The sequence below is a fragment of the Pseudoalteromonas sp. SWN166 genome (assembly GCF_015864485.1).
GTDB lineage: Bacteria > Pseudomonadota > Gammaproteobacteria > Enterobacterales > Alteromonadaceae > Pseudoalteromonas.
This window is the reverse complement of sequence record NZ_JADYXB010000014.1, coordinates 58601-74430: the sequence shown is the minus strand read 5'-3', so window position 1 is coordinate 74430 and position 15830 is coordinate 58601. Positions and strand designations below refer to the sequence as shown.

9 protein-coding genes and 1 pseudogene are annotated in these 15830 nt (G+C 37.6%); 4 read left to right on the top strand and 6 right to left on the bottom strand.

Going from position 1 to position 15830, the window contains the following annotated elements:
* Positions 1-32: 32 nt before the first annotated feature.
* The 4 genes from I6F49_RS10560 (at position 33) to I6F49_RS10545 (ending at position 7265) form a co-directional block, all read left to right on the top strand.
* Entirely contained in the window at positions 33-1634 is a 1602-nt protein-coding gene (locus tag I6F49_RS10560; protein WP_197180336.1) for a site-specific integrase, read from the top strand.
* Positions 1627-4512 carry a site-specific integrase gene (locus I6F49_RS10555; protein WP_197180334.1) on the top strand — a complete coding sequence of 962 codons (2886 nt, stop codon included), beginning with the start codon at positions 1627-1629 and terminating at the stop codon, positions 4510-4512. The genes I6F49_RS10560 and I6F49_RS10555 overlap by 8 nt, the downstream gene beginning before the upstream one ends.
* A gap of 9 nt (positions 4513-4521) precedes the next feature.
* Complete coding sequence (locus I6F49_RS10550; protein WP_197180332.1) at positions 4522-5763, top strand: hypothetical protein; 1242 nt, start codon at positions 4522-4524, stop codon at positions 5761-5763.
* A 347-nt stretch (positions 5764-6110) separates the two neighbouring features.
* Positions 6111-7265 carry a site-specific integrase gene (locus I6F49_RS10545; RefSeq protein WP_197180330.1) on the top strand — a complete coding sequence of 385 codons (1155 nt, stop codon included), beginning with the start codon at positions 6111-6113 and terminating at the stop codon, positions 7263-7265.
* A gap of 165 nt (positions 7266-7430) precedes the next feature.
* Here the strand turns inward: I6F49_RS10545 and glmM are convergent.
* From glmM to I6F49_RS10515, 6 genes and pseudogenes are all read right to left on the bottom strand, one after another.
* Positions 7431-8776, bottom strand: a pseudogene (gene glmM / locus I6F49_RS10540) (phosphoglucosamine mutase).
* Between the two features lie 194 nt (positions 8777-8970).
* Positions 8971-9855, bottom strand: a complete 885-nt coding sequence (galU, locus tag I6F49_RS10535; RefSeq protein WP_197180328.1) for a UTP--glucose-1-phosphate uridylyltransferase GalU — start codon at positions 9853-9855, stop codon at positions 8971-8973.
* Positions 9856-9902: 47 nt separating this feature from the next.
* On the bottom strand, positions 9903-11069 hold the full coding sequence (locus tag I6F49_RS10530) for a nucleotide sugar dehydrogenase (RefSeq protein ID WP_197180326.1): 1167 nt from the start codon (positions 11067-11069) through the stop codon (positions 9903-9905).
* Positions 11070-11182: 113 nt separating this feature from the next.
* The gene (locus tag I6F49_RS10525) at positions 11183-13129 is read right to left on the bottom strand and encodes a polysaccharide biosynthesis protein (RefSeq protein ID WP_197180324.1); all 1947 of its coding nucleotides are present in this window, start codon (positions 13127-13129) and stop codon (positions 11183-11185) included.
* A 474-nt stretch (positions 13130-13603) separates the two neighbouring features.
* Positions 13604-14782, bottom strand: coding sequence for a DegT/DnrJ/EryC1/StrS family aminotransferase (locus tag I6F49_RS10520; RefSeq protein ID WP_197180322.1), 1179 nt, complete (start codon positions 14780-14782; stop codon positions 13604-13606).
* The gene (locus I6F49_RS10515; protein WP_197180320.1) at positions 14782-15804 is read right to left on the bottom strand and encodes a GNAT family N-acetyltransferase; all 1023 of its coding nucleotides are present in this window, start codon (positions 15802-15804) and stop codon (positions 14782-14784) included. The genes I6F49_RS10520 and I6F49_RS10515 overlap by 1 nt, the downstream gene beginning before the upstream one ends.
* Positions 15805-15830 lie beyond the last annotated feature (26 nt).

Below are 15830 nucleotides of genomic sequence, written 5' to 3'. Positions count from 1 at the left end.
CAACGAATAACTAAACGAGAAGTGTATAAACGATGAGCAATGAAGTCATAAAATTAAAAGAAAGATTTAAAAATAGTGGAGCCCCGTTCCCTAATGCTAGGCATTGTGCTCTTAAATTATTGGCAGCTCTAATAAGATTAATAAAACTATATAAACCATCACCAAGTACAAAGGTAACAGCATATGATCGCGCAGTTTTTAACTTCTTATATTTATGGCTGACTGGAGCACTAACGTCATGTAGAACAAACAAAGATATTCCAGATATCACTATTGTTAGTGGTAATGATCCTTGTCAACAACATAGTTTAAGGAGTGTCCGGAGAAATAATCCGTCGTGGGTCGAATATGCTATTGCTTATCCAACTAAAGACGGTATTAGCTGGCAATGGCAACCTATCCCAAATGGTTTAAATCACTGGTTCTCTGATGCAATAACAAAAACAAAGCAAGCTAATAATTGCTGGGTGATGAGCCAGAAAGAGAAAGAAAAATTCTTACGTTTTATTAATGATAAATGGCGCACTCCTCCTATATTTAAAGGAAAATATCTAGTTCGTAAGGATGTTTTGTTTAATCACTTCAAAAAAATGGCTCAATGCGATCCAAAACTAACAACACCAGCACAAGCCGTTTTACTTGGAGTTAATAACTTACATCATTCTAGTGCTTTTCATTATCAAAGACGCGACAGTGATCAAATAAGATCTGATATTTTTATTGCTCAAACATATTACTTAGATCGACTATCACAAGCTATCTATGAGCCTGAGCTATTAAAATTGTTTAGCGCTCCAAAACCTATTTTGTATAATGACTCTCAGCTCATTCGCTATACAACCAAACAGCAAGACTATCTATGTACATCAGGAAAAATACCTTCACTACACTATGATATATCGACAGCCAAACGAAGCTATACTAATACCTCGCCTATATTTATAGGTTCATTACGATATGTAAATGTTGATTCAGTTCGTCGCTTTTTTCACGAACTTCACTTGCAAGGCCAAAAGCTTGAGCACAGTACGCATACGCTAGAAAGCTTACTGGAGCTGTATAACTTTAGAGTATTTGAACTTGCACTATTATATATTGTGTTGACAAGTGCACGTCCAACACACGAAATTACATTTAAAAAAGAATATTGCTTCGATAAAGACTCTGCCATCATTTTTGATAAAGGCCGTTATCGTACTATTTGGTTATGTGATTATTTTCGTCTCGCATTATTACGCTACGAGTTTTTACTACAAAACTTACAACGTCATTCATCTACTACTTTTGATTCTCCATTAATGTGGTTCTTGATTGATGAAAATTTGTCGGTAAAGCCATTATCAGCGAAGATTTTGCGATCGTTCATGGCTAAGTGGTGGTCTAAAGCTAATCCAGGGGAAGTAAAAGTAGTACCTTATCATTTACGACACTTTTTTGCCCAGCATGCATTAGCATCATTATCTCCTACGCTCACGTCTCAAGATATAAGTCGACTTATTGGGCATGCAAATTATGGAGAACAACTAGGAAGCGATGAGCTATTTCCTATCGCACTAAATAAGTTTTGCTCTTTTTTAAATAAAATCCCTGAGTTTTTAAATTTAGCTGAGATAAAAGGAGTAAATCATGGCTAAAAAAGCACTAACGGCTCAGACTATTATTACCTACCGTGTAGAGCTAGGTATGGATTGCGAGGAAACTAGCAACCTTCAGTGGGTATGTGATCTAATTAACTCTTTGAGTATTAATGAACGAGCATTATCGAAAGAGCAGCTCAATGCCATTAATAAACGAATTAAAAGTATACCCACAGGTAAACAACGGGTGCTTTTAAACGCACTTGATCACGTTTTATTTTATTTGAAAGAAATATGTAATTGGCAGTTACCAGAGGTAAAAGAGCAAGCTTTTACGGATGACTCAATGATATGGCTACTTAACATACATAAAAAAAATCTACGAGCAAGTCAATGTTTTTCCCGATATGAGTCACAACGTGAATCTTTTATAGTTAAGCGATGGCATGACTTAGGTTGGGTATTACTTGTGTTGAACTTTGAAGTGGCACCGCTGCATTTATCGTACTGGCAAAGGATATTATCAACACCTACCTGTATTGAGTTTTTCGAAGGGCAATTTACACTCAAAGTGTCACACCCTAAACCTATTGCTTCATATGCAGATGAAAGCAACACGAGTTTCACACGTTACCCACTGCCAGCTTTCCCTTTAAGGGTTTTGCAAAACTTTTATAACTATCTCCCTGAAAAGGCGTTAACAACAAAATCATTATTGGATGCTATTAATCGATGGGTAGATACTGAACCATATTACTTCGCTGCAATGAGCCCCGCAGAATGGTTGCGTACTTTTCAATCATTTTGGCATCACCACTATGCAGTGCCACCAAAATTATTACGTGACTTAAGTGATCCTATGCGTCATGTATCGCCACTTGAATCCACAAAACCTCATACTATTGATAGGGCAAAAGAAAAATTATTATTCATTCCCCCAATGAATAAAGCGGTTGCAGGGGCAGTAAAAAAAGCACTCGCCGATGCATGGCCTCATACAAAACTTATTAAATACTATAAATTATCATCCCAAAAAAATGTTATGAGGCCTACTGCGCCAACTTGGGATCACGACAATGTAATACCTAAACTGTTTTTTCATTTTACTGATGAGCTATTTAATGAAGGGGGGGTTCACAAAAAGACCCTCCTTTCTCAAAGTATTGACCGCTATACAAACTTTTATAAAAGCTTAAATCCATTAAGCTTTGACGATGCCACGAACCCAGAAACGTTACATTGTTGGGCACATAAAGAGTTCGAACGTTTAGATGAAAAAACAACACCGTGGCATTTATATAATTTTCTTCGCAGTGCAGCACATCAAGAGCTCACTGATGAGTTAGATCTAGAACAGTTCGAGCGCCCTGAGCAGCCTTCTCTTGTTGATCCATTTTGCTTAAATGTGTCTCAGATAAACAGTACCGTAGAGCTATTACTTTCTTCAAAAAATGGGCATGCTATGCAACGACTATGTGCCAGCATAGCAGTCATCTTAGGGTATTACGGAGCTATGCGAAGAGGCGAAGTTTTAAGGCTTTGCTTAGGTGACATTACTAGTATAAACCCACAAAAAAAGCAGCTTTTTAGTATCGTTATAAGAAATACGCCAGAGGGGACGACTAAAAATAAAAAGCCGAGAATAATTACTGTATTTATGCCAGAGCCGGCAGCCAAACTTATTCAAAAATTATTAGAAATCAAAACAGGCTGCGATGAAACGAAGCCTTTACTCGCTTTTGAACACGAATCTATAGGCTTGCGTTCAACCTATTATATCTACCCTGTAACTCAAGCACTAAAAGCACTATTCGGTCATAAAGTACGTTTCCATCATTTGCGTCATGGTGGTGCTGAATTACTTTACTTACAGGGATTACATCTCGCTTATCAGCGTCAAGGCTGTCACTTATCAAATACCCTTCAAGATGAAGCAACAGAGGCAATGCTATCTAAAGAAAGCTGTTTAGCACGTTTTGACTTTTGGTTAGAAGGCCGACCATTTGACGGAATGAATACCGGATTATTATTAGACACTATAGCAAAGGAGCTAGGACACTCTAGCTACGCAACGACTCGTCGTCATTACCTTCATGGTATGGAAAAAACAATTACATTACTCAAACCTGCTTATCGTCAATACTCACGAGCAGAGCTTCGCTATATATTTGATATCCCTGCAGATTCAAATGATATTTCGCGTATTTTAAACTCACTTAGCCAAGAGTACTCATTACTTAGTAGTGAGGATAAAAAGCAGTTTCAGCCTGAGCTAACAGAGAGCCAAATTATAAAAAAACTGAAATTAAATACCCTCATGGGAGGTAACGTTACTACGACCAATAAACAGCCTTCTACATTTAATAAATGTGATTTTAAAACTCTATGGAAGAGCTCGTTACCTGAAGATTTTATCGATAAAAATACGAATACGTTTAATTACTTTTGTAAAAAAGTATTTGAAGCACTAAATAATAAAACCTTAGACTTTAAAACAGCCAATATTCAGTGGCGTCAATTAGCAAAAGGACAATATTTTAACTTTGCCTCTAAAGAGCTGAAAGCGCTTAAAACATTGGGTAAACCTAAAATAATTCTCCAGAAACCACAGGGGAAATCACATACCGAAACCCTTAACATTCAATTTTCTTGTGTATGTAACCAAAAGACATTGCAAGCTTTTAAAGCCCTTTGCCACAAAGGGCCATTAAAGCATTACACGGCTACTTTTTTACTAATCCAAAATAGAAAAAGTCTTAACAGTAATAAATTAAATATGGTTAAGAACCAGTTTTTACGTAAAGACGATAATTTTAACTGGCATAAAACGCCAGGTGGGAACACTCAATTAATTATCACACTGAAAACACTCATTCCTTCGACATTGCTAGCGCAAACGCTGGAACAATACTTTTTAAATATAACCTTAAAATAAGGATAACTAATGATGGCAAAAATAGTTCTTAAACCAAAAGAGCAAACTTCGATAAGTGATTTTTTAAAGAGCGTAATAAAATTAGATGCTGAAGCTCGGATTTCATTTATTATCAATGATAAAACATGCAAAATAATTATGGGGGCAGGTGATAGCATGCAAATAATCAGTCTAGATGTTGAAAAAGATTGGTTATTAAAAGATGGACAGTGGAGCCTATCAGCAAGTAGCTTTAAGCAGTGTTTGAGCCTCCATTTACAACAGACCAATATTGAAGTCGATATCGAGTACACTTCCAAAAACCCCTACCCGCACGTTGACACCCTAACAAAAGGCGAGTCACGTATATATATTCTAGCTAAAGAGATTGTGGCGGAGCACCTTGATTTTTTAATGTTTGTTGAACAAGCAAAGAAGCACACAATGCTGACAACCTCAGCAATAGAAATGGCCAATATTGCAAATTCATATACGCCTTACGATTCATTTGAAACGAATAAAGCAGAATCGAAAATTCGTATCGAACGTGACAACAGAATTATCCCATTTGATGTTCCTGAAGGGTTTACACCAAAATTTGACTTATTATTGAATAAGGATGGCGTTGAAAACTTAAAAAAACTAGCTCTATCAACTAAATCCGAAACTGTGACTATATATACTGATGATGAACGGGCGGTATTTAGTGATGGTAATAACGTAATATCCAACTCGTTACTTTCTTTACGAGATTATGCTAATAAAAAAGAAATAAACTACGTCGTTGAGCAAAAGCTTGTTATCAGTATCTATACCTTAAAAGATGAAATTACAAGTTATCGTAATATGGGCATAGTAAAAAAAGCAAACGAAGCACTATTGTACATAGACAGTAATTGCGTAATGTTCGCTGGATTAACGGAAGAAACTGGCGGTAATTGTTTTTTATCCACACAGCATATCAAAGAAACATCGTCTATGATTTACCGCATTAACTTAAGTGCACTTTCAAAAGTGAAAATTAGTGATATCACAACAGCTAAGCAAATAAAGTTGCAAATGTTGTTAGATGAAGATGGAAAACGTAGTCTCGGTTTTTATAGCGATAAAGACTCTGTCAATCCATATCAATGTATTGATGATATTGAACTTGCACCTGAAAAAATGAACAAGGTAATAGAAGCTAAAAAAGCATTGGAGAAAAAACTTGGGAAACGTGGGGAAGATTTTAGTGAGCCACATCTTCCTGGTGTGGGGTTTGATGGGGTTTAAATTATCTACTAACGCTAATGTGTTTATGTTAGGCGCATTAGCTTCACTTACTCACATTATTTGCAAAAATTTCAAAATCGACAAACTTACAACAGGGCACTGGATAAATACACAGTACCTGCTATATTAATTACTGAAATTCTAGTCAGTAGCGCGATTTTGTACCTAGTGTATGGTATCCGCATAACTGATAATAAAACAAGCAGTTGGAGTAGAGAGGCTGGCACCTCCCTACCCCGTATCGGCTGCTCCGACTTTGAACCGACCCAGCCGATGGCTTAATTCTAACGAATTCCATTGGTGAGGGATAGATCTATTTATAGATCGACTAACTGATGGAGGCCATTATGGCTCACATTCGCATTCGCCCAAATGGGCGTATTCAATTTGATTTACACCTTTATGGGCAGCGCTTTCGTGAAGGCACTAAGCTCATGGCGACCCCTGTTAATATTAAAAAAGCACAAGCTACGCTTAAAAAAATCAATGCTGAAATTGCTTTAGAAACTTTTCAGTATCGTGATTATTTTCCTGAGAGTAAAAAAGTCGCTAAGTTTGAGGCGCTACAACGCGCTAAAGATCCCGACCGTCTTTATCCATTTTTTAACGATTACGCGAATGAATGGTTCGATCGTCAAAAAGCAAAATGGAAAAGCAGTTACCAAAGCGTGGTACGTAATACGCTCGACCGTTACCTTATCCCTGAGTTTGGCAATATATTAGTAAACGAGATCAAGCTGGTTAATGTGGATTATTTCCGAGAAAGCTTAATGGTTTGCGATACCAAAGGGGCCCGTAAACTTTCTAATAAACGTATTAATGGCATTCTTTGGCCGTTTGTCGCTATTTTAAGTTTAGCAGCAGAAGAGCACGACTTTCCTTACCCATTACGCCGTTATAAAACCCTAAAAGAAGAGCGCGCTAACTCGTTGCCGCTTATTGCCGATGAAGTACAACGCTTTTTGGAGTGTACCCCCACACAATGGCGCGATTATTTTACGGTGCGTTTTTGGACAGGTATGCGTAGTTGTGAAATACATGGCCTTCGCTGGGAAGATATCGACTTTAATCATCGGCTCATTCGTATCCGACACAATTGGGTTAATGGTGAATTGGGTGATGTAAAAACACCTAAGTCGCGCCGCGACTTAAAAATGTGCAATACGTTATTTACATTGTTTAAGCGCTTACAAAAACAAGCAAACAGTGAATTTGTGTTTACTCATAAAGGCAAGCCGCTTAATACTCACTTTGTAAGCAAGCAGCTTTGGTATCCTACACTCCAAAAAGCGGGGCTTGCACGCCGCCGCCCTTACGAAACCCGCCATACCGCGGCAGTACTGCATATAGCAGCGCATGAAAATCCGCTGTACATATCTCATATGCTGGGGCATAGCGATACACGCTTACTGTTTGAAGTTTACGCGCCTTATGTTGCTAATGCGTCAAGGCAGGATGGGTTTGCATTTAATGAAATGATGGTTGAGCGTGGGATTGCATGAAGCGCTTGATTAAAATGCTAAATAAAATTAGCTACGTTTTTACATGCTAACTCGGGAATCAATAGTGCCATATAGCCAGTAATTTAAACCCAAATTATATACGTAGCCCATAGATATACTAGAAGGTGAGATAGAAATCCCACCTTCTATAAACGACATACGTTTCTATAATAATGCTTTTATTGCCGTAGCAATATGCTCAGCTTGCGCTTGAGATGCGACAGAATCAGTCGACTCGACCATAACTCGGATCAATGGTTCAGTGCCTGATTTACGAAGTAAAACACGACCTGTATCTGCCAGAAGTGTTTCTGCTTCTACTACTGCTTGCTTCACTAAATCTGTATTTAAAATTTCATTCGCATTATTTTTTGTTAAACGCACATTGAAAAGTACCTGAGGTAATTTTTGCATACCTGCTGCGTAGTCTTTTAATGATTGCTTTTGCTGAATAAGCGCTGTTAACACTAATAAAGAAGCAACAATACCATCACCTGTGGTTGCATAATCTAAATGTAGAATATGCCCTGAACCTTCACCACCAAGTTTCCAACCCGTATTTTTAAGCTGCTCAACAACATAGCGATCACCTACTTTAGCGCGCTTGAATGGTATATCCATTTCTTTAAGCGCTAGCTCTAACCCCAGATTAGACATCAGTGTACCAACAACACCACCTTGCATTTTGCCTTGCAGCTTTGCGGCCTTAGCTAAAATATAAAGTATTTGGTCACCGTCAATCACAGCGCCACTGTCATCAACAAGCATTAACCTGTCAGCATCACCATCAAGCGCAATACCTAAGTCTGCTTTATGTTGAAGTACAGCTGCTTGAAGACTATCTAGATGTGTAGCACCACATTGCTCATTTATATTTAAACCATTTGGTTTATCGTTAATGCTAATAACATCGGCACCCAACTCTGTATAAACATTAGGTGCAATGTGATACGCGGCACCATTAGCACTGTCGATAACAATTTTTAAACCTTCAAGCGTTAAATCTTTAGCAAATATGCCTTTGCAAAACTCAATGTATCGCCCTGCTGCATCGTTAATGCGTCTTGCTTTACCCAAACGTTCTGAGCTAACACATTGCATAGCGTTATTATTTAATGCTTGCTCAAGTAAGGCTTCAATTTCTAGCTCTTGCTCATCGTTTAACTTCGTACCAGAATTATTGAAAAATTTAATACCATTATCGTAATATGGATTATGTGATGCGCTAATAACAACACCGGCATCGGCTCTAAAAGTTGATGCTAAATAAGCGTCGGCATTGGGCCAACAAATGCTACATTAACACCCGCAGCAGAAAGCCCAGCTTCAATAGCTGACTCAAACATATAACCACTATTACGTGTATCTTTACCTATTAATATCTCTTTCGTACCACTTGATGCTAAGACTGTACCCGCGGCCCAGCCTAACTTCATTGCAAAATCAGGCGTAATAGGAAAAGTACCGACCTTACCTCTGACTCCATCGGTACCAAAATATTTACGTGGCATAATTATTCCTTTATGTATTTAATTTGTTCAATTTTCTTAAAAATAAAGTAAATTTTCAAATGAAAAAGTGCAGCTTTAAAGCTGTGACTAAATAAGCTTTTTATAATGTGCTATATAACTTAGTAAACTATAACTTAAAAAGATCTAGACGATCATCTTTACCACTTAACGATATTGGCAGTTTGTGAATTTACTTATTTATTCACAAGCGTATTTAAGTAATGACCAAATTCAGTACCTAGCTTAGCGTCGCGCATACCATATTCAACAATTGCTTTTAAGTAACCTAGTTTGTCACCACAATCATGTGAACGGCCGCTCATATGAAATGCTTCCACAGTTTCTTGTTTTATTAGTTCATCAATAGAGTCAGTTAGTTGTATTTCTCCACCCGCGCCTACTGGTGTTTTAGCAAGCAATGGCCAAATATTTTTACTAAGTACATAGCGACCAACAACTGCAAGGTTAGACGGAGCTTTATTAGCATCTGGTTTTTCTACCATCGCTTTAATTGCGGCACTATTTCCGGGATTTAGCTCTAGCCCATTGATATCTGCAATACCGTATTTGCTCACATCCTCTTGAACTACTGGTTCAAGCATTATTTGACTTGCACGCGTTTCACTAAAACGCTTGATCATAGCCGCTAAGTTTTCCGTTTTTTGATCTGCCGTGTATGAATCTAATATTACATCAGGGAGTAAAACAATAAAGTCATCATCACCAACGATTGGTTTGGCGCATAAAATTGCATGACCAAGACCTTTAGTTTCACCTTGGCGAACACTCATAATGGTTACATCAGCGGGGCAAATCGAGCGTACTTCATCAAGGAGCGTACGCTTTACACGCTTTTCGAGTGTTGCTTCTAACTCATAGCTTGTGTCAAAGTGATTTTCAATTGCATTTTTAGAGCTGTGTGTTACTAACACAATCTCTTTAACACCCGCAGAAATACATTCTGCAACGATATATTGAATAAGTGGCTTATCAACAATGGGGAGCATCTCTTTTGGGATTGCTTTAGTCATTGGTAACATACGTGTGCCAAGGCCGGCAACAGGAATTACAGCTTTCATGGATAGTCCTTTATTTAAAATATATACAGAAAATTTTGAGCTGTATTTTAATCGTTACCAAATATATCTCGTGTATAGACTTTATCTGCTATATCATTAAGCTCTTCAACCATACGATTAGATACTATTACATCAGATATTTTCTTAAACTCATTTAAGTCTTTAATGACACGAGAATGATAAAACTCTTTTTCTTCAAGCACTGGCTCATAGACGACGACTTCAATGCCTTTAGCTTTAACACGCTTCATAATACCTTGAATTGACGAAGCTCTAAAATTATCCGAGCCGGTCTTCATTACTAAGCGATAAATACCCACGACTTTAGGGTTGCGTTTTATAATTGAATCCGCAATAAAGTCTTTACGTGTAGTATTCGCGTCAACAATAGCGCCAATAATATTATTAGGCACATCTGCATAATTAGCGCGTAGCTGTTTAGTATCTTTTGGTAAGCAGTATCCACCATAACCAAACGAAGGGTTATTATAGTGCTTACCTATACGAGGGTCTAAACTAACACCTTGTATAATTTGCTTACTATTTAAACCGTGCGCTTCAGCGTAACTATCAAGCTCATTGAAGTAAGCAACACGCATTGCTAAATAAGTATTTGAGAACAACTTAATAGCTTCAGCTTCTGTTGAGTCGGTGAACAGAATTTCAATATCGTCTTTGATTGCGCCTTGCTTTAGTAAATTAGCAAATACAGTCGCTCTCTCACTCTGTTCCCCCACAACAATACGTGAAGGATATAAGTTATCGTGCAGTGCTTTACCTTCACGTAAGAACTCTGGTGAAAATATTAAATTATCAATACCAAGTCGTTCTTTAATATCCTTTGTAAAGCCTACAGGAATAGTCGATTTAATTATCATGACAGCGTTTGCATTATGTGTGACTGCATCTTTAATAACTGCCTCTACCGAACTTGTATTAAAATAATTATTTTCTACATCGTAATCAGTCGGTGTGGCTATAATTATAAAGTCGGCGTTGGTATAAGCTACCATCTTATCTGTAGTTGCTGTGAAGTTTAAATCACCACGCGTTAAAAAGTCACTAATTTCAACATCAACAATGGGCGAATGCTTATTTTTTAGTAGCTCTATTTTTCTCTCATCAATATCAAGTGCTACAACTTCATTATGTTGCGCCAACAACATAGCGTTAGAAAGCCCTACATAACCGGTACCAACCACTGCAATTTTCATTTAATTTCCTATAAATCTAAATTTTCAATAAATACTATTTAAGAGTTTTTTATAAATTAATATATGTAAATACTACGGCTCAAAACTCAAATAAAACCCTATGTTATTAGTTTCTAATTAAAACTAATAACATTCCCTGAATCGTCTACAGTATTAACTTTTTTTGCATTCCACACCAAATCGCATATGCCATCGGTTGGATTAAAGCCTGTTGGTGCGTCTAAGAGCAGCTGACGTATTGTTTCGTGATCAAAATTATGACACGCAATATCTAGCGCTTCTATAAACACATTAAGCTCAGCCAAAGGCAACATTACCTCATTGGCAGTCATGATTCGTTCATGAGAGGTCTCGCCAACATTATCGCCGATCAGCAGTTCTTCATAAAGCTTTTCACCTGGGCGTAAGCCCGTACACTTAATTTCGATATCACCATGTGGATTGGTATCGCTTTTAACTTCAAACCCAGAAAGACGAACCATTTTAGTCGCCAAATCTTTAATTTTAACTGGATCGCCCATATCGAGCACAAATACATCGCCCCCCTTGCCCATAGCCCCTGCTTGTATAACTAATTGCGCCGCTTCAGGAATCGTCATAAAAAAGCGTGTTATATCAGGGTGAGTGAGCGTTATCGGACCACCTTCTTTTATTTGCCTGCGAAATAGCGGCACTACAGAGCCACTCGACCCAAGTACATTACCAAAGCGCACCATACAAAAACGCGTTTTATGTTTAACACCTTGCTCTTGTGCTAAACCTTGCAGCGATAGCTCAGCCATACGCTTAGTAGCACCCATTACATTCGTTGGACGTACCGCTTTATCTGTTGATATAAGCACAAAGGTTTCTACCTTCGCATTTACGGCAGCTTTGGCTGCATAATAAGTACCAAACACATTATTACGCACACCTTCTACTACATTATGCTCAACTAACGGCACATGTTTATAAGCAGCAGCGTGGTAAACAGTTTGCACACCAAATACTGTCATTACAGTTTCAATTCGGTTAATACGCTGCGCCGAACCCATTATGGGTACAATCTCAATATCAAGGTTATTATTAGTAATGTACTCACTAAGCTCCTTTTCTATTGAATATAAACCAAACTCACTAAGCTCAAATAAAACAAGCTTTGTTGGTTTCTGTTTAACTATTTGCCTACACAGTTCAGAGCCGATAGAGCCACCGGCTCCTGTTACCATAACCACTTTATTAGCAATGTTAGCGGTCATTAAATCAGTATTCGGTTCAACAGGGTCACGACCTAGCAAATCTTCAACACCCACTTCGGCTATTTCAGCAAGCTTTGCTTTGCCCTCTACTACATCAGCCATACCTGGTATTGAAAGTACGTTAATTGTTAAAGGTTCTAATTGGGCGAGTATTTCTTTACGGCGTGCACGAGTTGCGCTCGGGAGTGCTAATAAAACTTTACTTACTTTGCGTTTATTTATTAGCTCGTAAATACCTTTAAAACATAAAACGGGTATACCCTGAATAATTGAACCGTGCTTAGTTACATCATCATCAATGAACGCTCTAACAAAATACTCTGGACCAGCACCTAATGCTGTCGCTAATTGTCGTCCGGCAGAACCCGCTCCATAAATAATAACAGGTTCTTTTTTACTTGTCGTCATTCTGCCAATCATTGCGCGTACCAATACACGAGAACCACCCACAGTTAATAAACACAACCAAGCAAATATAAATGGCATCGTTCGCGGTATATCTATACCTATAAAAAAGGCGATTAAAACCAAGCTGATCGTTGTTATTACAGTGCCTAGTACAATTGCCCAAATAGCTTGTGAGTTCATGTATCTAAGTACAGCACGATACAAGCCTAAACTTATAAATGTATATAAGCTAACAGGTATTAACACTGCTAATAAAAGCCAATTATCTAAACGCTGCAGCGACTCAAAGCTATCAAGCCTTACAATAAGCGCTAACCAAAAAGCCAACATAATAAATAACGAATCAATGCACAATGTGATAACGCGTTTTTTGGCACGCGATGCGTTTAAAATAGAGCGAATGAAACTATCCAAGACACGTTCCTTTGTGATGTAAATACAGGGTCAACCCAGTATCACATTTTAAATTAACAATATGGTAACTATAACAAAAAATAGGCTAATATAATTAGCATTTAATGTAGTTTATTGTTCAGTAAATAGTAATAAATTACAATATTAGAGCCCAATAGGGACGGTTGATAATTTCAGATATGTCACTATTGGTATAATAAATGATGGTGAAATGTGTCTCAGGAAATTTATCGTCCTGAGACACATTTTAAAATAATTTTTTTTAGATTAGTGAGTTAAAAAATAAAAAAAACATCCCTAATATAATATTGGGAATTGCACTTACGTACTATACATCTTTCAAAATAATGTATTCAGCCATCCGCTTTATTCCAACATCAAACTTTATGAGCAATTATTCAAGCATAAACTCTAAACAACGGGTACAGCTTATAATTATTGATATTGACTGATAATTATAAGCTGATCACACTTTTAAGGTTTAGACGCTAACTCAAAAACTTCTTTCATCATTTGTGCTGTTTTAGCTATTTCAGCTTCAGTAAGTGTTGGGTGAATTAAAAACATAATTGATGTTTCACCTAGCTCTACTGCATTAGGTAAGCGTTTTTCTGGCCGCCATGGGGTGTTGTCGAATGCTTTTTCAAGGTAGACCTCTGAGCAGCTTCCTTGATAACATGGTACGCCACGTTCAACTATTTCGTTAACAATACGGTCGCGTTCCCAGCCATCAGCTAGTTGCTCAGGCTTAACAAACATATAGTGTTTATACTCTGCGTGCTCAATGTAGCTTGGCACTGATACTAAACGAATACAGTCAAATTCACTGGCAGCTTTATCAAGCTCAGCTCCATATGCTTGCCGCTTTGCAGTCCAATCACTCATACGCGTTAGTTGAATACGGCCGAGTACTGCTTGCATTTCAGTCATACGCCAGTTGGTACCAAAGCTTTCGTGTAACCATCTAAATCCTGATGGGTGTTCACGGTTGTAAATAGCATCAAAGCTTTTCCCGTGGTCTTTATAACTCCACATCGTTGACCATAACTCTTTAGAGTTTGTGGTTACCATGCCACCTTCACCGCCAGTCGTCATTATTTTATCTTGGCAAAAACTCCACGCGCCCACATGGCCAATACAACCTACTGAGCGACCTTTGTATTTAGCACCATGCGCTTGGGCGCAGTCTTCAATTACATAAAAGCCATGTTCTTTACTAAGTGCCATTATGTCATCCATTTCCGCAGGCATCCCCGCTAAATGCACGACAATAACCGCTTTGGTTTTTGGTGTAAGCACCGCTTTAATACTTTGGGCTGTAATTGCTTGGCTATTTAAATCAATATCGGCAAAAACTGGGGCAGCATCCGCAGTCACAATGCTTGAGGCAGACGCTAAAAATGTACGTGGCGTAGTGATTACTTCATCGCCAGCGCCTACATTTAATGCTTTTAAAGCAATATCGAGCGCTAACGTACCATTACCTAAAGCTATAGCATATTCACTATCAGCCCAAGCAGCGAATTCTTTTTCGAACTTGCGGCCTTCAGTGCCCGTCCAATAATTAACTTTATTTGAAAGCACAACGCGACTTACGGCATCAGCTTCGTCTTGAGTGAAGCTAGGCCAAGGAGAAAATGGGGTATTTAACATTACTCATAAACCTTTCTATATAATGGGAAGTAACCTGACTCAGGAACTGCGTCAACCTCGGTTAAATTACTTAACTTTTTATACGCATCCATATTTGTAATCATTTTAAAAACAAAAAACTCAATAGATTCTTTCGAAAAGCCATACTTAAAATTAAAAAGGCTATCCCTACCGCCACCTAAACCACCACCTAAGTGTAAGTATTTAAAGCCTAATTCGGTAGCATCTTTTCGTGCTTGATCTATCAACATTCGCGTTGGAGCTAATTCTTTATACTCTTGTAAAGTACCACTGAGATGATATTGAACAATGTCATCACAAAATACAAACATGCCTGAACAAACTTTAATCTCATTTAACCATACATTATAAATCCTTACTTCAAAGTCGGTACTATTCAATAAGTCATCATAATATGTATCATCAAAGAAGTAATAGTCGCCAGCACCCAAATATTTCATTGTAGCTAGATAAATAGATTTAAAGTCATCAATACTCTCTTGGGAGTTTGACCAGTTAGCTTTAAACCCATCTTTTTCTAAACGTCTTAATAGGTTGCGATAGTTCTTCCTATAACGCCTTTTTTGTTCATCCTCATCATTACTAAGATCAACCACCACTGTTTCACCATTAGGGAAACACCCTTTCAGTGCATTTGCATCTATTAGCAAAGAGTTAAGACGTGAAAAAATTGATACAACTGAATTATTATTAGACCAAGTAAGTAAGTGCTCAAGGAACTGTTCAAATAAATTAATAGCATCATCACTTGAAAGCAAAAAACCCGAATATCCATAAACTGATGTCATATCTTTATGCTTTGAGCTTTTAATATCACGAAGTAGTAAAGGCAATGCAATACTCTCATTGGAATCATTAGTTAAAACAAAAAGCAGCGGTTTACCTTCATTATTTTTAAATGCCATTTCATGGTAATCCCAACTATGGTACCAATCACTTTTAAATTTGTTTAATTCTCCGCACCATTCATCCCTTGTCACTATTACTTTAAACTCATTCATTTAAATATAAACATCCCAATTAAAAT